At 47.8% G+C, this 20,838-nt stretch carries 18 protein-coding genes; 11 read left to right on the plus strand and 7 right to left on the minus strand.

Annotated features, from left to right (window positions below; genetic code table 11):
• Positions 1-2: 2 nt before the first annotated feature.
• From AB1757_10975 to AB1757_11015, 9 genes are all read left to right on the plus strand, one after another.
• Entirely contained in the window at positions 3-695 is a 693-nt protein-coding gene (locus AB1757_10975; protein ID MEW6127548.1) for a lactate utilization protein, read from the plus strand.
• Positions 688-2,187, plus strand: coding sequence for a sugar ABC transporter ATP-binding protein (locus AB1757_10980; GenBank protein MEW6127549.1), 1,500 nt, complete (start codon positions 688-690; stop codon positions 2,185-2,187). Before AB1757_10975 ends, AB1757_10980 begins: the two co-directional genes overlap by 8 nt.
• Before the next feature lie 24 nt (positions 2,188-2,211).
• Positions 2,212-3,189, plus strand: coding sequence for an ABC transporter permease (locus AB1757_10985; GenBank protein MEW6127550.1), 978 nt, complete (start codon positions 2,212-2,214; stop codon positions 3,187-3,189).
• Positions 3,186-5,249: a substrate-binding domain-containing protein gene (locus AB1757_10990; GenBank protein ID MEW6127551.1), complete on the plus strand. Its 2,064-nt coding sequence runs from the start codon at positions 3,186-3,188 to the stop codon at positions 5,247-5,249. Before AB1757_10985 ends, AB1757_10990 begins: the two co-directional genes overlap by 4 nt.
• Before the next feature lie 246 nt (positions 5,250-5,495).
• Entirely contained in the window at positions 5,496-5,822 is a 327-nt protein-coding gene (locus tag AB1757_10995) for an RNA-binding protein (protein MEW6127552.1), read from the plus strand.
• Positions 5,823-6,041: 219 nt separating this feature from the next.
• The gene (locus tag AB1757_11000; GenBank protein ID MEW6127553.1) at positions 6,042-7,250 is read left to right on the plus strand and encodes a DEAD/DEAH box helicase; all 1,209 of its coding nucleotides are present in this window, start codon (positions 6,042-6,044) and stop codon (positions 7,248-7,250) included.
• Between the two features lie 69 nt (positions 7,251-7,319).
• The gene (gene infA / locus AB1757_11005) at positions 7,320-7,526 is read left to right on the plus strand and encodes a translation initiation factor IF-1 (protein MEW6127554.1); all 207 of its coding nucleotides are present in this window, start codon (positions 7,320-7,322) and stop codon (positions 7,524-7,526) included.
• A gap of 54 nt (positions 7,527-7,580) precedes the next feature.
• Positions 7,581-8,120, plus strand: a complete 540-nt coding sequence (locus AB1757_11010; GenBank protein MEW6127555.1) for a CarD family transcriptional regulator — start codon at positions 7,581-7,583, stop codon at positions 8,118-8,120.
• Positions 8,121-8,676: 556 nt separating this feature from the next.
• The gene (locus AB1757_11015) at positions 8,677-10,794 is read left to right on the plus strand and encodes a DPP IV N-terminal domain-containing protein (GenBank protein ID MEW6127556.1); all 2,118 of its coding nucleotides are present in this window, start codon (positions 8,677-8,679) and stop codon (positions 10,792-10,794) included.
• Between the two features lie 171 nt (positions 10,795-10,965).
• Here AB1757_11015 and AB1757_11020 read toward each other — a convergent pair whose 3' ends face one another.
• From AB1757_11020 to AB1757_11050, 7 genes are all read right to left on the minus strand, one after another.
• Entirely contained in the window at positions 10,966-11,520 is a 555-nt protein-coding gene (locus AB1757_11020) for a hypothetical protein (protein ID MEW6127557.1), read from the minus strand.
• Positions 11,521-11,546: 26 nt separating this feature from the next.
• Entirely contained in the window at positions 11,547-12,872 is a 1,326-nt protein-coding gene (gene chrA / locus AB1757_11025; protein ID MEW6127558.1) for a chromate efflux transporter, read from the minus strand.
• Between the two features lie 6 nt (positions 12,873-12,878).
• Positions 12,879-13,715 carry an amidohydrolase family protein gene (locus AB1757_11030; protein MEW6127559.1) on the minus strand — a complete coding sequence of 279 codons (837 nt, stop codon included), beginning with the start codon at positions 13,713-13,715 and terminating at the stop codon, positions 12,879-12,881.
• A gap of 22 nt (positions 13,716-13,737) precedes the next feature.
• The gene (locus AB1757_11035) at positions 13,738-15,867 is read right to left on the minus strand and encodes a tetratricopeptide repeat protein (GenBank protein ID MEW6127560.1); all 2,130 of its coding nucleotides are present in this window, start codon (positions 15,865-15,867) and stop codon (positions 13,738-13,740) included.
• Between the two features lie 135 nt (positions 15,868-16,002).
• Positions 16,003-16,242 (minus strand): hypothetical protein, encoded by a 240-nt coding sequence (locus AB1757_11040; GenBank protein MEW6127561.1) that lies wholly within the window; start codon positions 16,240-16,242, stop codon positions 16,003-16,005.
• Positions 16,243-16,340: 98 nt separating this feature from the next.
• A complete protein-coding gene (locus AB1757_11045) occupies positions 16,341-17,615 on the minus strand; it encodes an adenylate/guanylate cyclase domain-containing protein (GenBank protein MEW6127562.1) in 1,275 nt (424 codons plus the stop codon).
• 126 nt (positions 17,616-17,741) lie between these two features.
• Positions 17,742-18,494 carry a superoxide dismutase gene (locus tag AB1757_11050; GenBank protein ID MEW6127563.1) on the minus strand — a complete coding sequence of 251 codons (753 nt, stop codon included), beginning with the start codon at positions 18,492-18,494 and terminating at the stop codon, positions 17,742-17,744.
• A gap of 224 nt (positions 18,495-18,718) precedes the next feature.
• Between AB1757_11050 and AB1757_11055 the strand changes: the two genes are divergently transcribed.
• Both AB1757_11055 and AB1757_11060 read left to right on the plus strand, forming a co-directional pair.
• A complete protein-coding gene (locus tag AB1757_11055; GenBank protein ID MEW6127564.1) occupies positions 18,719-19,516 on the plus strand; it encodes a cytochrome b/b6 domain-containing protein in 798 nt (265 codons plus the stop codon).
• A gap of 65 nt (positions 19,517-19,581) precedes the next feature.
• Positions 19,582-20,796: an MFS transporter gene (locus AB1757_11060; GenBank protein MEW6127565.1), complete on the plus strand. Its 1,215-nt coding sequence runs from the start codon at positions 19,582-19,584 to the stop codon at positions 20,794-20,796.
• Positions 20,797-20,838: the final 42 nt, after the last annotated feature.

A 20,838-nucleotide genomic window follows, 5' to 3' on the forward strand; every position in this document is an offset into this window, starting at 1 on the left:
ATTTGATTAATCCGAAACCCCAAAATACTTCACGCGAAGCGATGCTTGCAGAAATTCGCAAGCACCTAAATCAAAGCTTGCCTTTCGATGCGTTGTATCAATCGCAACACGCCCTGCAAAGACCGGCGAAAGTTCAAATCGATGCTGCGCCTAACGTTGATTTATTCGACCGCTTTAAACAATCGCTTGAAGCGGTGATGGGAAATTGTGTGCGGGTCGTGAGCGAAAAACATGCCGCTGAGGTTTTGCAAGCAATCATTGATAAGCTGAACGCGCGACGCATCGCGGTTTCCGATTCCCCGTTAATTCATCGCGTATTGAGAGAAATTAAATTGAACGGCGAATTGATTGAAAACCCCGGTAAATCGCGGCTTTTTGAATGCGATATGGGCATTTCATCGGCGCAATGGGCGATAGCCGAAACCGGTACGCTGGTTATCGAATCCGATAGCGAACGCCATCGTCTGGTTTCGCTGGTGCCTCCGGTTCACGTCGCGATTTTTGAAGTTGAAAAAATTGTGCAGACGATGAGCGAGGTTTTGGCATCAATTGGTCAAGAGCGTGAATTGAGTCGCACCATCACTTTCATTACCGGGCCATCACGCACATCGGATATTGAACTGACTCTGGCAATCGGCGTCCACGGTCCCGCCAAATTATTTGTCATTGTTATTGATGGAGCGACGAATGGCTGAAGCGGTTTTGCTGCGGGCTACGAACATCAATAAATCTTACGCAGGCGTTCAAGCTTTATCTCAGGCTGCATTTGAACTGAGAAAAGGTGAGGTTCACGCGCTCATCGGTGAAAACGGCGCTGGTAAAACGACGCTCATCAAAATCATCACCGGAGCGATTTTGCCCGATAGTGGTGAGCTTGAAGTTGATGGACAAATCATCACTCACCATTCTCCGGGTCACGCGAAAACCATCGGCATTGCGGCGATTTATCAACAACCTGCGCTGTTTCCTGAACTCACCGTAACGGAAAACATCGCGCTCGGTTTGGAAGCGACAAAATTATGGCAACCGGTGAATTGGTCAGAACGCCAGCGGCTAGCCGAAAATTTGCTTGCTGAGGTCGGCGCAAAATTTGATACGCAAATGACCGCGGGTGAACTTTCAATGCCGCAACAGCAACTGGTTGAAATTGCCCGCGCCATCGGCGCTAACGCCAGGGTGTTGATTCTCGATGAACCGACGGCTTCGCTTTCCGAAGCGGATACACAAAATTTATTTCAGGTCATTCGCAAACTTCGCGAGCAGGGTGTGGGAATGATTTACATCTCGCACCGGCTCGAAGAATTGCCGTTGATTGCTGACCGCGTCACGGTTTTAAGGGATGGGCGAACCATTGATACACGGGTGATGGCGGAGGTTAATCGTCAAGCGTTGATTCAATTGATGGTCGGTCGTGAATTGACCGTGGTGTTTCCAAAACAACCGGTTGAATTGGGTGAAACGGTTTTGGAACTTCGAGGTTTAGGTTGCAAGTCATCGGGAATTGCAAATATCAATCTCTCGATTCGTGCCGGTGAAATCGTTGGTCTTGCGGGCTTGGTTGGCGCAGGGCGAACCGAACTGGCGCGCGCCATTTTCGGATTAACCCCGAATCCTGCGGGTGAAATATTACTGAAAGGTGAATCGGTAAAAATCACCAGTCCTGCTGAGGCAATCAAGGCAGGCATCGCTTACCTTCCTGAAGACCGCCGTCAACACGGGGTTATTTTGGATATGCCGGTTGCGGCAAACGTTACGCTGGCATCGCTCAATAAATTTTCTCGTTTGCGTGGGTTTGATTTTCAACGAGAAAAACAATTGGCTACGGAATACACCCATCGATTGAATATTAAAACGCCAAGCGTTTTTTCTCCGGTTGCCAATTTATCGGGCGGCAATCAACAGAAAGTGGCGTTGAGTCGCTGGCTGGCAATCAAACCTGCGGTGTTGATTTTGGATGAACCGACGCAAGGGATTGATATTGGCGCGAAATCTGAAATTCATAAATTGATGGGGGAACTTGCCGGACAGGGGGTTGCGATTTTGATGATTTCATCGGAGTTGCCGGAGATTTTAGGAATGAGCGACCGCATCGCAGTCATGCACGCGGGGACGATTGTCGAGGTGCTCAGTCGCACGGATGCTACACAGGAAAAAATTCTGGCGCTGGCTTTGGGGCATAAAACATAACCCATGATTTTAAGGCGATTTTGAATGAATTTTAAAAATTACAAAAGAGAACTGTCGGCGGCGATTGCCTTGGCTATTTTGTTAGGTGTAGTGACGATGTTCGCCCCGGCGTTTTTCAGCGCCGCGAATTTGCGCGACCTCGCTTTAAATAACCTGGCGGTGTTGATGATTGCCATTGGCATGACCTTGGTGATTCTCGTCGGTGAAATCGATATTTCCGTAGGCTCTCAATTTGCGGTCGCCAGTGTAGCCGTCGGGTGGTTAGCCAAATCCGGGGTGCCGGTTTTATTTCTCTTGCCCTGTGCCTTGTTAATTGGCGCATTGATGGGCGCATTAAACGGATACTTAATCGGACGACTGAGCTTGCCTTCGATTATTGTGACGCTTGCCATGCTGGTTATGTGGCGCGATGGATTGCGCTGGATAACCGAAGGCGCATGGGTGCAAAGCTTGCCGGAAAATTTTCAGTGGTTCGGATTGGGACAAACGGTTGGACAGGTCGCGCTGGTGATAGTGGCGTTAATGATCTTCGCGGGATTCAATTGGGGCTTGCGAAATCTGCGAGCCGGGCGCGTGGTTTATGCGGTTGGCTCGCATAAAGAAGCCGCGCGTCTCGCAGGGATTGAACCATCTGGCATTGTGTTCAGTGTATTTGCGGTGATGGGCGCACTGGTTGGGCTTGCCGCATTACTCAATGGCGTGCGGTTTTCCAGTATTCCGCCAAACACGGGTGTTGGGCTTGAACTAAAGGCGGTTGCGGCAGTTGTGGTTGGAGGCACGGAAATCACCGGCGGGCGCGGCAGGTTATGGGGAACCTTTATCGGGGTTGCGTTGCTTGGAACCATCGGAACGGCGTTGACTTTTCTTGGTATCAATCCGTTTTGGGAGAAAGCCATTCAAGGCGCGATTATTTTAGCGGCGTTGATTGCTGATGTCGGACTCGAACGATTCGACCGCTCAAGTATTGCGAATTTTAAATTGCGGAGTGAAAACGCCAAATGAACGAAGCCAATCCGCATTTGATGGAACGTTGGTTTCCCAATAACGAGTGGGTACTGATAGGGGTCCTCATTTTTGAATGCGCTATTTTCGGTTTTGCCGGAGAAAATTTTTTAACTGCGACAAACGGTTTTGAAATCACTCGACTCGCGGTAGAAATCGGACTCATCGCGCTGGCGCTCACGCCAATTATCATTACCGGCGGCATCGATCTTTCCGTTGGTTCGATGATGGGACTTTCAGCCGTTATGTTCGGGAGCTTATGGCGGGATGCGCAACTGCCTATCGGTTTAGCGATAGTCCTTACCTTAATGATTGGCATTGCGGGCGGGGCGCTCAATGGTTTTATCATCACGCGATTAAAATTTCCGCCTTTGATTGTGACGCTTGGAACCTTCTCATTGTTTCGCGGCATTGCCGAAGGCATCACGCGCGGTGTGGATAATTATTCGGGATTCTCTCAAGGATTTTTATTTTTAGGGCAAGGGTACGTCTTCGGCATTATCCCGACACAACTATTTATTTTGATTCTGGCATTCGCGGCATTCGGGTGGATTTTACATCGCGCGGCTTTTGGTCGCAGTTTATATGCTATCGGTTTTTCAGCAGACGGGGCGCGTTTTGCGGGCATTCCCGATGCCCAACGCCTGATGATGATTTATGTTTTATCGGGATTATGCGCAAGCCTTGCGGCGATTATTTATGTGGCGCATCTGGGACAAGCGAAATCCGATGCCGGAACCGGATATGAGTTGATGGCAATTACCGCTGTGGTGCTTGGCGGCGCATCGATTTTCGGTGGGCGCGGAACTGTACTGGGAACCGGGCTTGGACTGTTTGCGATTGTCATTTTGCAAAATGGCTTGCGGCTCGCCGGATTGCCTGCGGAACTTGCGGGCATCCTGACTGGCATATTGCTGGTCACGACAATTATTTTTGACAGATTATCAAAAAGGCGAAAAGCCACTCCGACTGAACCAACGATTGATGAGGAGATTGATGTGAAAAATTCACAGGTTGCAATTTTATGCGCGGTGATTATGGCGGCTGCGTTGCTTGTAGTAGGCAGCAATTTTTATCTGGTGCGTTCATTGCGAGAGGATTTAAACCGACCATCGGGCGCGCCAAATGCAACCACCGCGACAACTGCTCCCAGTAGAAAAAAGGTGATTGCCATGATGCCGAAAGCCAAAGGCGATCCGTATTTCATCAGTTGTCGTCAGGGCGCAGAAGAAGCGGCAAAGGAACTGGGAATCGAATTATTATGGGATGGTCCCACCGACCTTGACCCCGCAAAACAGAATGAAGTCGTCGAAGCCTGGATTACCAGAGGGGTTGATGCAATTGCTGTCAGCGTTGAAAACGAGGTGGCGATTTCAACTGTGCTTCGCAAAGCGCGTGAACGCGGCATCAAAGTCATCACCTGGGATGCCGATGCGCAAAAAGATGCGCGTGATTTTTTCATCAATCAGGCGACGCCGCAGGGAATCGGTTATACGCTCACTGATGAGGCTGCAAGAATCCTCAATAACAAAGGGGAATTTGCGATTATTACGGCATCGCTGAGCGCCGCCAATCAAAACGAATGGATTAAACACATCAAAGCGCGCCTGGCGGAAAAATATCCTGATTTGAAACTGGTTGCCACGCAACCGAGCGATGGCGACCGCGACCGCGCGTTTTCCGAAACTCAGAATGTTTTGAAAGTTTACCCGAATGTGAAATTGATTATGGCGATTGCGGCTCCGGCAGTTCCCGGCGCCGCCGAAGCGGTCAAACAATCGGGGCGTAAAGATGTCAAGGTCACGGGACTCTCGCTTCCCAATATGTGCAAGCCGTATATCAAAGAAGGCGTTGCCGAAAGCATCGTGCTCTGGAATACCCTCGACCTCGGTTATCTCACGGTCTATGCGGCGAACGCTTTGATAAGTGGGGAATTGAAAAAAGCGAACACCCAGATTCAAACCGGAAAACTGGGCAAGATTGAAGTGGTAAATGATGAAGTGCGATTAGGTTTGCCATTCATTTTTAATAAGGAAAACATCGACCGGTTTGATTTCTGAGCGATGGCATTGGAACTGCGGAATGACAACGATAATGGGTTCAACCCGTTAATTTAAATTTACAAAAATTGATTCGTAGACGATTAATCATTTATCTGGTATGGTATTCATGTTGGTTTGGCAGTTCGAGTGCTGCTGATGATTGTAAGTTCAGGTCCTTCCGCTACTGTTTGGAGAGCGTTTGATTCGTTCATTCCTTTTCCCACCAAGTTACAGAAGTTCCTCATAACCAGTTTAGGAGAACAAATGAGTAAAAAAATTTATGTTGGCAATTTGTCTTATCACACAACCGAAAATGATTTGACCACGCTTTTTGAACAAGCCGGTCAGGTTGAATCCGTCAGTATCATTACCGACCGTGATACCGGTCGTTCCAAAGGTTTCGCCTTTGTAGAAATGAATAGTGAGGACGCGGACAAGGCGATTGCCCAGTTCAACGGAACCGAAGTCGATGGACGTTCGTTGACGGTCAACGAAGCGCGACCGCGTGAAGAGCGTTCCGGCGGACGTGGTGGATTCGGACGTAATAACGGTGGGCGTGGAGGACGCGGCGGCTACGGCAACCGCTACTAATTTTCGGATTAACTAAAGGATGGTCGGGGTAAAAGCGATTCGCTTTTACCCTGACACTTTAAAACTTTTCAAAGCTGTTCGCGAACCATGGACTGGAAAATAAAGACAGATTCTGAATGGTCATTAACCTACAGCAAACGGATACAATTCAATCACCGCTTTAATCTCCAATTCAAAATTTAAATATTGGCAAAGCGTGGTGTATCCAAAGTGAGATTCATGAGTATTAAAACATTTCAAGAGTTGGGACTCGGAGCGCCGATTGTTAAGGCGCTCAGTAAACTCAACATAACGAATCCGACAGAGATTCAAAGTAAAACCCTCCCGCTGGCGATGGCGGGGAATAACATTGTGGCTACGGCGCAAACCGGGTCAGGAAAAACCGCAGCATTTTTGCTGCCGATAATCGCCAGATTGAAGCCAACCGGAAAACTTCGAGCTGTGATTCTGGCTCCGACGCGTGAGCTTGCCAAACAGATTGAAACGAATGCGAAAAGTTTTGCTGCGGGGAGCGGACTTCGTTGCCTTTCGATTGTCGGCGGCGAAAGTTTTTCCAAACAATTTCAGGCTTTACGCGCAGGTGTCGATATTTTGATTGCCACGCCCGGACGATTGAACGATTTAATCAATCGTAACGCCATTTCATTTAAGTTGATCGAAGTTTTTGTTCTTGATGAAGCCGACCGTATGCTGGATATGGGCTTTTTACCGCAGGTCAGACAACTCATCAAACATCTGCCGGTTAAACGACAAACGATGTTGATGACCGCGACGCTATCAAAGGCAGTTGAAAAGCTGGTATTTGAATTGATGCGCGATTATGTGCGGGTTGACGCGAATCCTTTGACAACTACGGTTGAAACGCTCACCCAGAAAGCCTATCCGGTTCTGGCGCATGCCAAGACCCCGTTTTTACTGGCGTTGTTAAAAGAACAACCCAACAAAACCTTTTTGGTATTTACCCAGACGCGACATGGTGCAGATAAACTGGTGCGAATCCTGACTGCCAATAATCACCAGGCTGTCACATTGCATTCCAGCCGCAGTCAATCACAGCGCAATGCGGCGCTGGCGAAATTTCGTTCGGGTCGTGCCAGAGTCCTCGTGGCAACCGATATTGCGGCGCGTGGCATTGATGTCGATGACATTGCCTTCGTCGTCAATTATGAAGTGCCCGCCACTGCGGAAGACTATATTCATCGCGTCGGGCGAACCGCACGCGCCGGACGCGATGGGGCGGCAGTAACTTTGGTTAGCCCTGAAGAAGAGTTCACCCTGGAATCGATTGAACGGTCAACCGGCATCAAACTTGAACGATTGCGCTTAAAGGGGTTTTCCGACGGGCGCTCTGAAAAGCAAATTCTGCTTGCAAATGAAATCAACCGCTTGCGGGCAATGCAGGCGCGTTCTTACAGACCACGCGCCTAGGGTTAATTGGTCGATAACCATTTTGATGTTTATCAAAAAAGAAAGGAAAGGTGAGTTATTAAAGAAGATATGATTTCCGCAGAAGGCGTTATCCTCGAATGTGTTGGCAACACCAATTTCAAAGTGAAAATCGGTGAAGGTCATGAAATTCTCGCGCATTTGTCGGGGAAAATGCGCAAAAACTTTATCAAGGTTTTAGCCGGTGATCGGGTGGCGATTGAGTTGTCCCCTTATGATTTAACCAAGGGGCGAATCACGTACCGATATCGTAGTTAATAGCGGGTTGTTTAAATGGTCGCGAATCCCTTACGATAAATTGTTGTATAACGGGTGAATACTGAACCGCGCCGGGATGCGCTGGCTAACGAAAGTTATGCTTCCATGAAATTGTTGATTGGGAAAAAAGTCAATTATCCAAGTCAAGGTCCGTGCCTGATTGACGCTATCGAGGAAAAACTGATTGGCGGAAAACGGGTTACCTTTTATCAATTGCAGGTTCTCAACGAGGGTGGGGGGAAATTGTTGGTTCCCGCAAACAAGGTTGAAAATGTTGGCATACGCCCTTTGCTCAAGAAAACCGAAATTCCCGGTTTGCTGGAACGATTGAGGCGAACTTCAAAATCAGATTTAAATTGTCGGGATCGCATTCGCCTGAATATGCAATTGCTCGCCACCGGTTCGGCATTTGACCTTGCCGAAGTGGTCGAATCCTTGACGGATTTACGCGAGAAAAAAAGCCTGTCGTTTGGGGAACGAAAAACTTTGGAAAAAGCCAGGTGCCTGTTGATTTGTGAAATCTCGGAAGTCTTGGGAGAAACCAGAACCGAAGCGGAAGTTCGCATTAACCAGGCACTTGAAAAAGCTTGTTAATCTATCAACCCGCAAATGGCACTCTAAAGCAGCCTGCAAAATAATTTACCGGGGTTGAGAAAGGGTTCTTTGGCTGCACCTTTATGTGGTCAAAGAGCGTTTCTTCGAGCAGTTTTACAGTAAGTTTTTTTCCACTGTTTAACCCTGGCTCAGTAAAATCAAGCGCCAACCGATAGGGATTAAACGCCAACTCGGTTTCACAAAAAACACACTTAACTATCCGACCTCGACCCCCAACTTCATCGAATTGAGTCAATGATAAAGAGAAGCTGACTTTAATCGAACGGTTCGGGATGGTACAGTTAGTTTTCATTTTGCATAAATCAGTGGAACAGTGGAAAATCAAATCGCCGACAGAAAATGGGCATCGGTTTGCCAAACGAAAAACCCAGCTTAATCAAAGCAGCTCATCAATCAATCCATTCCTTGATACGACGATCACGATTTTGCGATCACTTTTCCAGGAATCTTCGATTGATTCAAGGTCATTGCCGATGCAACAGTTACTCTCATCAGTGATATATAAGGTTTCAATGATTAAAAGGAGAATGACGCGATGAAAAAAATAATCGCTAACATTTTGAGTGTGAAATTAGTTTTGAGTTTACTGCTGGCATTCATCATTCAGTCACCTGCAACCCCTGCACAGGATCGACTGAAATTGATGCCGGGTTATGACCAATATCAGAAATTAAGCCGCGAAATTCCCGGATCGGTGAAAACCGGCGCGTTGCAAGTTGCCTGGAAAGACGGCGGCAAAGCTTTTGAATACCGCAAAGATGGCAAGCTTTTCCGCTATGACATCGCCACCAAACAGGCTACGGAAGCCACTTCCACGTCAGGCGACGCCGCCAATGATGATATGATGGGGCGACGCCGCAGAGGCGGGCCCGAGCGTGGCAGACAATTCGATTCAGCTACTTCACTGGATGGCAAACTCAAAGCTTTTCATCGCAACCGTAATCTCTTTTTAAGCAATGCCGATGGCTCGAATGAAATCGCCATCACCACCGATGGCGACGAAAAGAAACGCATCAAATACGGAACCGCAAGCTGGGTATATGGCGAAGAACTCAATCAGACCACAGCGATGTGGTGGTCGCCGAATGGCAAAAAAATCGCCTACTATCGTTTTGATGAAAGCCCGGTTCCCGATTTCTTCCTGCAACTCGATCAGACCAAACTGCAAAGCCGCATGGACATCGAAGCCTACCCCAAAGCCGGGGTCAATAACCCCATCGTTGAACTGTTTGTCTATGACATCGACAGCAAAAAATCGACTCAGGTGGATGTTCGCGATGGCAAGCCGTTTGAAAATTCGGCAGTCGGGCATTATGTCTATGGCGTCACCTGGTCGCCCGACGGCACAGAACTTTTATTCAATCGCAGCAATCGACGACAGAACATTATGGAATTTACCGCGGCTAATCCGGAAACCGGCAAATGCCGCGTCGTGGTTCACGAAGAATGGTTGCCGAGTTGGGTTGATAATTCGCCCGAAATACGATTTTTAAAGGATGGCAAACGCTTCATCTGGGAATCGGAACGCACCGGCTGGAAAAATTATTATCTCTATGATTTGAGCGGCAAGTTGATTACCCCGCTTACCCAACATCAATTTGAAACCGCAAGCATCGTCCGCATTGATGAAGACACCAATACGTTTTATTACCTGGCGCGAAGCGGCGACAATCACATGAAAATGCAATTGCACCGCGTGGGACTCGATGGCAAAGGCGATAAACGGTTGACCGACCCGACCTTGAATCATGCGGTCAATCTTGCGCCTGATGGACAGTATTTTGTTGATGTCGCGCAAACCCATGACACGCCACCGAGCACGCGGTTGGTTGATGCGACCGGTAAAGTCGTCGAAGAACTGGCGAAAAGCGACCTCACGAAATTTGAGGAATTGAAACTTAAAAAGATGGAACTCATCAAATATAAAGCCGCCGATGGGGTCACCGAACTTCACGGTTTGCTGAGTTTCCCATCCAATTTCGATCCCTCGAAAAAATATCCATTGCTTGTGAGCGTCTATGCGGGACCGGCAACCAACGGGGCGCGCGAAACTTTTTCACCGCCAAGCCCGCTTACCGAATATGGGTTCCTGGTGGCTTCGCTCGATTCGCGTAGCGCCGCCGGACGCGGCAAGCGTTTCCTTGACGCTATCTATCAAAAACTCGGCGTCGTGGAAATTGATGACCAGGCGGCGGGCGTGAAATCGCTCTGGTCGCGATCTTATGTGGATAAAAATCGTGTAGGCATTTTCGGAACGTCTTACGGCGGATATTCTTCGGCGCTCGCGATTTTGCGTCATCCAGATGTTTTCCAGGCGGCGTCGGCATCGTCGGCGGTGACGTCGTGGCATCACTATGACTCGATTTATACAGAGCGTTATATGTGGATTCCCCAGGAAAATAAAGACGGATACGAAGCGGGCAACGCCATGAATTATGCGGACAAGCTGAAAGGTCGGTTGATGATTTATTATGGCACCGCCGATAACAACGTTCACCCGAACAATTCCATGCAATTGATTCGCGCTTTGCAAAATGCCGGAAAGAGTTTTGAAGTGCAGGTCGGTCCCGATGCCGGTCATTCAGGTTTGAATATGAATCGCATGATGGAATTTTTTATTGAAAACCTGATGATGAAATCGGCGCAACAGTAAAAATTTTTTCGCGCTTTCGGAAGCCTTCGATGCTTTGCATCAAGGCAGCAGCAGAGTACGGAACAAACGAAAATAACGAAACAAGCGGAACCGGCGAAACCAGCGATTTCCGTTTGTTCTGTTTATTCCGTCTGTTCCGTATTTTTCTTAACACCTTTCGAGGGACTTCCCTCAATATCCGAGAGCTTTCAATTTTGCCCGAACCGCTTTTGCGGTGGTCAATCCTTCCAGATGAGTTTCAACGTCGGTCATTGAAACAAATTGTTTGCCATCCCAATCATAAACCAGTGAACCTTTAAACGGTTCTTCGCCGCTGCCGTTGCGATACTGTTCAAAAAGCAGAATCAGTTCAAACTGCGGGTCTTTATCGGCGTTGGCAAACATCACGGCATTTACGGAAAATTCAAATTGACCGGGAATGGCGTTGATGGCGGGCAATGAAAATTTTTTGTAGGAACCATCAGCATTGAGCGCCAACACCCAGCCTGAAAACCCTGCGCTTAATTCATCTGTCTTATCGAAAAGAATAACCACAGCTTTGGCGAATGCGCCGAACTTGCCTTCAACAACCGTGTGTACCAGTTCGGTTTTCGCAGGAATAATTCTTTTGGCAAACGCCTCAAGCGATTCGCCTGCCTGGCGTTTCATGATTTCCTGAGCATTACTTGAGATGACGAATGAAAATGACAAAAGCATTGGAATAAATTTACGGATTCCTTTTTTCATTCAGCCACTCCTTTACTCGCTTTGAGCTATCGCAATAGCGAGAATAAAAGACCAATTGCGCCGCCTGCAAGGACGACCCACAAGACATCTATTTTGAATCGGTAAAGCGCGATGAATGCTGCGATGCTCATGATCGCCGCAAACCAATTTATATCGGATAACCTGCCACTTGGAAAAATCACCGCAAGCCCGAATACCAGCGCAAGGTTTAAAATCACGCCGACCACTGCCGCGGTGACGCCTGAGAGCGCCGAAGTGAGCGAATGATTCTCGCGCAGTTTTTCAATGTAAGGCGCGCCTAACAAAATAAACATAAAAGAGGGTAGAAATGTCGTGTAGGTAGTAATCAACGCGCTTATCACACCTGCGGTGGTTTGCGATAAACCGTCAGGATTATTCCATCCCGACATAAAGCCGATAAATTGCAAAACCATAATCAGAGGCCCAGGTGTGGTTTCAGCAAGCGCCAGCCCATCAACCGCCTGCGACTGAGTAAGCCAGCCGTAGGAATCGACTGCCGCCTGCGTAACGTAAGCCAAAACTGCATAAGCTCCGCCAAAGGTCACAAATGCCGCCTGAGTAAAGAAGCGATAAAGTTTTGCAAGCGGGCTTTCCCAACCTCGCCACCAAATCAAAATGACAAATGGAATTGCCCAAAGTACGACAAAAACCGAAAAAGTTTTAATGCTGTGTAACAGGGGTTTTTGCGAGACGGTTTTGGCTGTTTGGGTTAATGATTGTTCAATAGTTGAAGCTGTTTTTGGCAGATTGAACCGTTTCAATAACAATCCCAAAATTGCCGCCGTAAAAACGATAAGCGGAAAGGGAACGTGCAGAAAATAGATAGCCATAAAAGCGAGACCAGCGATGATAAAGTGTTCCATTCGTTTCAAAGCCCGTTTGCCGATTTTCATAATGGCTTCGACGACAATGGCCACGACGACGGGTTTGAAACCGGAAAGGATGGCAATCACAAAAGGCACATTACCGAATCGCGCATAAATGTATGAGAGCGCAAGCAAGACCGCGATGGATGGCAAGACAAAAAATGAACCGGCGATGATGCCACCGCGTGTGCCGTGCAGCAACCAGCCGATATAGACCGCCAATTGTTGCGCTTCGGGGCCGGGCAGCAACATACAGAAGTTCAAGGCATGAAGAAAACGCTCTTCGGATATCCATTTCCGCCGATCAACCAGATCATTGTGCATCAGCGCAATTTGACCGGCAGGACCGCCGAAATTGATAAACCCAAGTTTCAACCAATAGCGAAACGCTACCCGGAAATTGACTTCCTGCGATTGCGAATCATTCAGGTCAGACGCTTTGTCAGATTGCGGCGGTTTATTCATGAATACCTATAACTTAAATACCCGTTTGGCATTTTCGCTTAAAAATTTTGCTTGTATATCATCCGGTAAATTGAGTTCGTAAACCTGCGCCACACATTTTTCCAATGCGAGTTGCGGAAAATTGGTTCCGAATAAGACTTTGTCTTTGCCATAGGTTTTCAGGTAATGAATCAATTGCGGGGGATAATAGCGCGGCAGATAAGCCGAGGTGTCGATAAAAACATTGGCGTGTTTCCAGGCGAGTCCAATCATCTCATCTGTCCACGGGTAGCCGATATGACCGCCAACGATTTTGAGTTCGGGAAAAGTGAGTGCCACTTCATCAAGGTATGGCACCGGGCGTCCGGTTTCCGAGGGCATCAATGGGCCAGTGTGTCCGACCTGTGTGCAAAACGGGATGTCCAATTCAATGCACTTTACATATAGCGGGTAATAGAGTTTATCGTTGGGCGGCAATTTCCAAAGCCAGGGCACTACGCGCAGGGCTTTAAATCCCCATTCTTTTACGGCGCGTTCGAGTTCCCGCACTGCTTCAACCGGTTTTTCGAGATTTACGGCGGCGATGCCTGCGAAGCGGTCAGGATAAGCGCGAATCATTTCGGCAATTTCATCATTCGAGAAAATCCAACTGCCCGGTCGATGCCACGCCGAAAGCATCAATTGATCAACTCCGGCTTTGTCCATTTCCGCGATGATTTGTTCGCCTGAGAGTCCTTGTTCAACCAGGTGAGCCGAACCGGATTGTTGAAAAAGCCGAACAATTTCGGGCATTTTGGCAAACCCTTTAGCGTTTGCCGGTTGTGCCCAGGCATCAATGATGAATGGTTTTTGAGTTGTAGTCATAGGTTATCGAATCGTAATTGATTTATAGTTTCGCCAGGTGGTCGCGGGCGGTTGCGGTGTATGGGTCTTGCGGCGCAACCTCTATGGCTTTTTGAAAATTAGCGCGCGCCTGCTCTTTATTACCGGCGGCTTCATATGCCAGCCCCAGGCTCGTATACGCCAGACGATGTTGCGGTTCGCGACGAATTAATTTGTTGAAACTATCAATCGCCTGTTGTGGTTGATTCATCTTCAGGTACAAATCGCCAAGCGCAAAAAGCAACACCGAATGATCGGGCGCATAGACTTGTGCGGTTTGCAATTGATTTAAAGCTTCCTGAAACCGCGATTGTTTGGTTAAAACGATGCCCAGATTGATGCGCGGTTCGGCATACGTTGGCGCGTAGGTCAACGTATTCATATATTCCTGCTCAGCCTGTGGCAATTTACCCAGTTGGTCATAAACCCACGCGAGGTTATAGCGCGCAACGGTGTAAGATGGATTCAGATAGACAGCACGAATCAAGTGCGGTTCGGCCTCCGCCAGACGATTTTGCGCGATATAAACTGCTCCGAGATTGAAAAACACATCCGAATAATTCGCGCCGAGTTCGATGGCTTTCAAATATTGTTGTTCGGCTTCGGCAAACTTGCCCTGATTTTGCCAGAGATTGCCGAGGTTGGAATAGACATCATAATTGTCCCCATTGTATTTCAATGCTTCCTGATAATTGCGCTCGGCTTCTGCCGGGTTGCTCTTGCTGTATTGCGCGCCGCGATAGTTATAAAGAAATGACCATTGCGGGCTGACTTTCAAGGCATTATCGACCATTGCGAAATCATTCTTCCAGGTTTCATTCTGCGAAATCGTCAATCCGAAAAATACCAGACTGATGAGCACAATCGCCGTTCTGAAAACCATCTGTTCGCGCGCTTTGAAAAATTGACTGAGCCGGTAAATCGCCAGTGCAAGCAAAATGCAAAAGCCAACCGATGGCGCATAAAGATAACGGTCGTGGATTAGGGATTCCTGCGGATTGAAGGCTTTCAGATTTAAAACCGGCAACAAAAATAAAATCATCCAGATGAGCGAAAGTTTTCTGAGCATTGAATTTCGCGTGAACCAAATTGCGGCAAGCATTATCCCGATTGCTCCCAGCAAACATCCCCAAAATTGTATATCAGCGGCGCTCGAAACATATTCCTGACTGTAGATGATGGATAACGGCGACGGTGCAAAAAGTAATTTCGCGTAGCGTAATAAAATCACCGGAATCGTAAAAATCACCTGCTCAGTGGTAATGCCGATGGCTTTGGGTTCGGTCTTGCTCAAAAAACCCAGAACCAGAAAACGCGCGACCAGATAAATCGCCGCCATCGCGAAATAGGGCGCGGCGCTTTTGACAGAACGAATCGCGGCTTCGTAAATATGCTCTTCGGGTTTTTTATCCAGTAACTCTCTAATCAAAAGAAATGCCGGAAAGACGATGGCAATCTCTTTGCTGAACAGAGCCAGCAAGGCGCAAATCAAACTTAAAATTAATAGGTGTTTTTGCAGCGCGCGATTTCGCTGGCGTTCATAAAAAATCAGCGAAGCAAGTAGAAAAACGGTCACTAACGGGTCGGGCAGCCCCGAAATCCAGGCGACCGATTCGCTATGCACAGGATGCAGCCCGAATAACAAGGCTGCGCCGAGAGCCATTTCATTCGCGAGTTGCCACTCTCTGGCGAGCAGATAAACCAGGTAGGTTGCCGTCACATGCAAACCCAACGAAACCAGATGCCATCCGAACAAATTGGCACCGAACATCTGATTGGTGATGATGAGCAGGGAATTGAACATCGGGCGGTAATAGAGACCGACGGCTTCGGGCGAATTGGCATTCATAAATTGCCAGACGCTTTGCACGAACATCTTGGGAATGTTGGTCAATGAGCCAAGTGAAGGATTATTGATAATCTGAAATTTATCGTCGTAAACGAATTCGCCGCCAAGCGCATTTAAAAATGCCACCGCAGTGATTGCTAAAACGCCAAGTAAAAGCCATCGCTCATTCTTGCGAGTTTGCGAGATGGCGATGGCTTTTTCGCGGCGCGTTTGTTGGTTGGTTGTAACGACAGTTTCGGTTTGCGTCTGGGGAATGATTTTTTTGCCTTTTCGTCCTCTGCTCATAGCAGAGCTTTAATACCATTCGCCCGCTGTAACTTGCAACCGTTGCGCTTATTTTGCAGGCAGAGCAAAAGCCATGACCGAATCGCCCATCTTGGTTCCGAGTTTGCCGTGACCGCCCGCGCAGATAATCATCTATTATTTGCCGTTTATTTGATAGGTTATCGGCGTCGCTTGTGCGACTTGCAATGATTTGACATTTTCGCGGTTGATTTGTGTAAGCGGCGAAAAGCGCGAGCTTCCCTGGTCGCGCCCGTATGCCGCCCATTCATGGTCTGATGATTTACTGCTATTGAATTTTTCGATGGCAAATGAATTGAAAAAATTTGAAGAAATAAACAGGCACAGAACTGCTACACCGAACCAACGACGATTCATAAACTCCACCTTTCCTGATTCAAGCAATGATTTAAATACCGAATTGGTTACGGCATTTGATTCCCGTTACGTTAAAGATGCGCGACGGGTTGGTTAATTTAGTGAGGAGGTGAAGAGGTTTCAACGGATTTTACAATGATTTTTTCATCGATTAAATTTTCCTGACGAACGCCGTTTACAAAATACATATCGATTTCGCCTTTATTTTTCGCAGCGATTTTGCCGCGATATTCACACTCGAAAGCCTCTTTTATCTGTTCATAGGTTGCGCCGGAAATATTGATTCTTCCTGCCACGCCGGAGGATTCCAGACGACTGGCGGTGTTGACCGTATCGCCCCAGACATCATAAGCGAATTTGTCATGCCCGATGACGCCTGCAACTAATGAACCCGAATGAATGCCGATGCGGATTTGCCAGAAAGGTTTATTGGCTTTTTGTTTTTGCGCCTTCAACGATTGCATCAAAGCTAAAATTTCCAGAGCGGCGTCGAGGCAATCCATCGCGTGGGTGTGATTGATCATTGGAATTCCGCCGACCGCCATATAGGCATCGCCAATGGTCTTGATTTTTTCCAAGCCATGTTTATTGGCGATGCGGTCAAATTCACGAAAACAATCATCCAGTTCGCGAATCAGTTCCTGCGGCGAAAGCTGTTCGGCGATTTGGGTGAAGCCGACGAAATCGGTGAACATTATGGTGACGCTTTCATAATGCTTGGGTTCAACAGCGTCTCTGGCTTTCAACTCGTCGGCAATGCTGGCGGGCAAAATATTGAGCAATAATTTATCCGATTTGCGCCGTTCCTGATTAAGATTTTTGGTTAAGACTAAAACCAGAATGCCGGTAAAAATCTGTACGAATAATAAATTGATAGCGATGTCAGTAACTCTGGCTTCATTGTTCAGGTGTGGGGCAATCAGTTCAGGATGTTTGACCTCTATAAAAATTATTGTCAGGGTGAAAAAGCAGGATATAGCAAAAGCCAGAACGATTGAACGTTTCGCAGGCGCGAGAATAATGGCAATGACGAGCGCCGGAATGAAGTAATAATGCGCGCCACCGAGGGTTCCTGCATTAATCAGGGTGTTGACGAAAAGAAAAATTTGAATGCCAATGATAAAAGGCCAGAAAAGTTTCCTGTACGACCCACGCAACCGCGCGAAAAAATAGAACACCAGAAAAACCAGCCCCGAAATGACATGCAAAATAAAAAGAAGATTTTGATTATTGAAATCCAGAAACCGGAAAGCGCCGCCGAGATTGGCTACCCCACTTATTAAGCTGAGGGTGTTAAACAATCGGTGTTCAAGTGAGAATTGACGCGGTTCGCCAAAGAGTTCTGTGAGGATTTGGTTGAACCGCTTTTGCACTATTCAGGCTCCTTTTCACTGCTTATTCAAGAATGCCAAATTTTCAATTGATTATTCCTGCTTTTCGGAGCAATGGCTGGAAATTAAGACCGGAAGCGCGAACGTCCGCGTTCCCGTAATACGTTTTTAAATCAAGGGAATTTTAATCGCCTGCTCAGCCCGGCGATTCACTTCCTGCCAGTTCACGTTCATCATAAAGGCGTCAACATATTTGGCTGCGGCTGCGCCGTAATCCATATGATAAGCATGCTCATACATATCCAGCACCAGAAGCGGCCTTCCCATCGGCGCATTGTGCATATGATCCCACGCCCAATAATTATGCAATTCGCCGTTGTGCAGATTATATGAAAGCACAGCCCAACCGGAGCCGCCTGATAAAGCCATCGCGGTTTTGCGAAACTCCGCTTCCCAGTTTTCAAAACTGCCGAAATGGTTTTTGATTAAATTGACTACCGCGCCACCCGCTTTGCCGTCGCCGCCGAGATTTCCGAAATAGTGCTCATGCAAAACCACTGACCCGGTGCGAACCAATTCTTCGCGTTTTACATCGCCATAAATATACGGCGGCAAATCCTTGTCTTTTAACAATGCGTCCAATCGCTGCTCGACGGCGTTCAACGCCTTAACCGCTCCGGAGTAGTTGTTTTCCCAGTGCGATTTAATCAGTTTTTCAGAAATGCCTTTCAATTTTGTCGGGTCAAAGGGTAGCGGTTTTATAGGATGTTGTCCGCGAAAGGCAAGGGTCGTCGCTTGAGTAGTTGTTGGTTCGCTGTTGCCTGAAGCGGCTTTACTTTCCGTATGGTTTCCAAGGATTGCCATGCCTGCTCCGGCTGACAGGAGATTGCCGATTGATTCCCGTCTGGAAATTTTTTTCATTGCTTTTACCTCTGATGGATTTTCTTTTTCAATGTACTATCAGACTAGCACTAGCCAAATCCTCTGTCACCTGAGAGGGCAGATTGTTGATGAATTTTGGCTGTGATAAGATGCGCCCGATTATTGAACAGAGAATTGGAACATTAAGGTAATGTGAGAACGCGCAAATGACTCACAGCTTTTGAAGCTGATAAATCATCCGCAATTTCAAAGGAGCAGGCGTTATGCAATTTTTCCGTTATGCTCAAGATTACTATGGCGACTGGCTTCCTGTGCAACTCTTACCCTCTGCGGGTTGGCTGATGCTCTGGCTGGTCGTGTTATTCGTTGGCATTCATCGCTTGCGACGCGCTGTCGGGGAACCGCTTGCCAGCGAAGCTGAAAGCCTCGGTTTAAGCGGTGAAAAGTATGAACTCGGCGCGAGGCTCTACCATTGGGGCAATTTCGTATTTTTAATGATGCTTGCGGTTTCCGGGCTTGCCTTGTTTGTGCCGCGTTCAATTCGCGGGACGATTTTTTCATGGGTACTGATTCACGAAATATTTGCGGGGCTTTATATTGTCGGGTTATTGGTGCATATCATATCGGCGCTTACCAAAGGCGAACCGCGAACCATGTGGTTTGAAAAACGCGACTGGGCAGATTTAAAAACCATCATGGGCAATTTTTTCGGACGCACAAAAAACTACCCGCGTTTTGGCAAGTACGACCCCTTGCAGAAAATCTATCACGCCCTGCTCACAGTGGTTTCTATGGTTTTGATTTTTACAGGAATTTATCTGGTCTTTAGCGTCGAAGTATGGGCGACATTTTCGCACGGGTGGCTGCGCTGGCAGCGACTGTTGCATGACCTGTCGGCGTTCATCATCGTCGCCATCATTCTCGGACACATCTATTTCGCGCTGATTCGTGTCAACTGGGCGAATCTGGCAGCGATTATTAACGGAAAGGTTTCCGCGAAATATTTCCGTTTGCGCCACAGTGCGGCGCGTTGGCGACCGAGAGTTGCAAAGTCTAAATAGGTTGAGAATTCATACAATCATCAAACATTCATCATCATTCATTGGCTATTTTCAGGAGATAAGGATTGATCAACCCTTGGCGCGGACTGAGCGAGTTACCCAGGCAGATGTGGATACTGTTTGCGGTGACCTTATGCAATCGAATGGGCACAATGGTTTTGCCATTTCTGGTTTTGTATTTAACCAGGAAATTAGCGTATTCGGCAGCCGATGCCGGGTTGGTGTTAATTGCCTACGGGGCAGGGGCAATCGTCACTTCGCCGTTATCGGGAAAACTCTGTGACCATATTGGTCCTGTGCGTGTGATGAAATGGACGCTGTGGCTTTCGGGGGTGATGTTGCTCATCATTCCCCTTACTCAAAATATTTTTGTCATCACCTTGCTGGTGTTTATCTGGGCAATATTTGGTGAAGCCTTTCGCCCGGCGAGTTTGACGATTATCAGCGATGTGGTGGTTGCCGAACAACGAAAGAGCGCCTTTGCGCTCAGCCGGTTGGCAGTAAATTTGGGAATGAGTATTGGCCCGGTAATCGGCGGATTTTTAACGACGATTTCCTATGTTGCCATTTTTCTGGTCGATGGCATGACTTCAATTATTGCCGGAATCGTGCTGGCAATTTCCGGTTTGCAAACTTCACATCATCAAAAGGCGTTGCATACGGCGCTTGAAGTCACCCATTCAGTAGCGACCCGGACAAGCGTTTTAAGCGATGTTCGATTGCTCTATTTTTTAATCGCCATGATTCCGGTTGAGTTGGTGTTATTTCAAACGCAAGCGGCGATGCCGTTATATCTGGTGGGTGATTTGAAATTTTCAGAAGCTTTGTACGGTGGGCTGATGGCAATCAACACGGTGATGATTATTTTTCTTGAGGTGCCGCTGACGCTTGCCATTGAACAATGGTCGAATCGTCTGGCGCTTGGACTTGGCGCATTGCTTTTCGCTTTGGGATTTGGCGCGCTCGCCGTGACTTCAAGTATTGGCGGGGTCGCTTTGACAATTGCGATTTGGACATTTGGCGAGATGGTGTTATTCCCCGGCGCATCGGCTTATATGGCGGAAATCGCGCCGCCGGAAAAACGCGGGGCATATATGGGACTTTATTTGATGACCTTCAGTATTGCGTTTGCCATCGCGCCGTGGATTGGCACTGCTACGCTTGAGCGTTTTGGAGCCAATACCCTCTGGATTGCAACCTTCGTTGGCGGTTGCGTGTCAGCGTTTATGATGATGGGGTTGCGACATCGAACCCGGCTGGTCGAACAAAAGGTTAATTGAAAAGGGATAAAGGGAAGCAATAAATCCCCATGATGCGCGGAA

Source organism: Acidobacteriota bacterium (assembly GCA_040754075.1).
Classification (GTDB): domain Bacteria; phylum Acidobacteriota; class Blastocatellia; order UBA7656; family UBA7656; genus JBFMDH01.

Excerpts from the sequence above, each read along its gene's own strand:
- AB1757_11030 (MEW6127559.1), bottom strand. The coding sequence starts at position 13,715 with ATGACTACAACTCAAAAACCATTCATCATTGATGCCTGGGCACAACCG.
- AB1757_10990 (MEW6127551.1), top strand. The coding sequence starts at position 3,186 with ATGAACGAAGCCAATCCGCATTTGATGGAACGTTGGTTTCCCAATAAC.
- AB1757_11015 (MEW6127556.1), top strand. The coding sequence starts at position 8,677 with ATGAAAAAAATAATCGCTAACATTTTGAGTGTGAAATTAGTTTTGAGT.
- AB1757_11000 (MEW6127553.1), top strand. The coding sequence starts at position 6,042 with ATGAGTATTAAAACATTTCAAGAGTTGGGACTCGGAGCGCCGATTGTT.
- AB1757_11050 (MEW6127563.1), bottom strand. The coding sequence starts at position 18,494 with ATGAAAAAAATTTCCAGACGGGAATCAATCGGCAATCTCCTGTCAGCC.
- AB1757_11020 (MEW6127557.1), bottom strand. The coding sequence starts at position 11,520 with ATGAAAAAAGGAATCCGTAAATTTATTCCAATGCTTTTGTCATTTTCA.
- AB1757_11040 (MEW6127561.1), bottom strand. The coding sequence starts at position 16,242 with ATGAATCGTCGTTGGTTCGGTGTAGCAGTTCTGTGCCTGTTTATTTCT.
- AB1757_10985 (MEW6127550.1), top strand. The coding sequence starts at position 2,212 with ATGAATTTTAAAAATTACAAAAGAGAACTGTCGGCGGCGATTGCCTTG.
- AB1757_10980 (MEW6127549.1), top strand. The coding sequence starts at position 688 with ATGGCTGAAGCGGTTTTGCTGCGGGCTACGAACATCAATAAATCTTAC.
- AB1757_10995 (MEW6127552.1), top strand. The coding sequence starts at position 5,496 with ATGAGTAAAAAAATTTATGTTGGCAATTTGTCTTATCACACAACCGAA.
- AB1757_11055 (MEW6127564.1), top strand. The coding sequence starts at position 18,719 with ATGCAATTTTTCCGTTATGCTCAAGATTACTATGGCGACTGGCTTCCT.
- infA (MEW6127554.1), top strand. The coding sequence starts at position 7,320 with ATGATTTCCGCAGAAGGCGTTATCCTCGAATGTGTTGGCAACACCAAT.
- chrA (MEW6127558.1), bottom strand. The coding sequence starts at position 12,872 with ATGAATAAACCGCCGCAATCTGACAAAGCGTCTGACCTGAATGATTCG.
- AB1757_11035 (MEW6127560.1), bottom strand. The coding sequence starts at position 15,867 with ATGAGCAGAGGACGAAAAGGCAAAAAAATCATTCCCCAGACGCAAACC.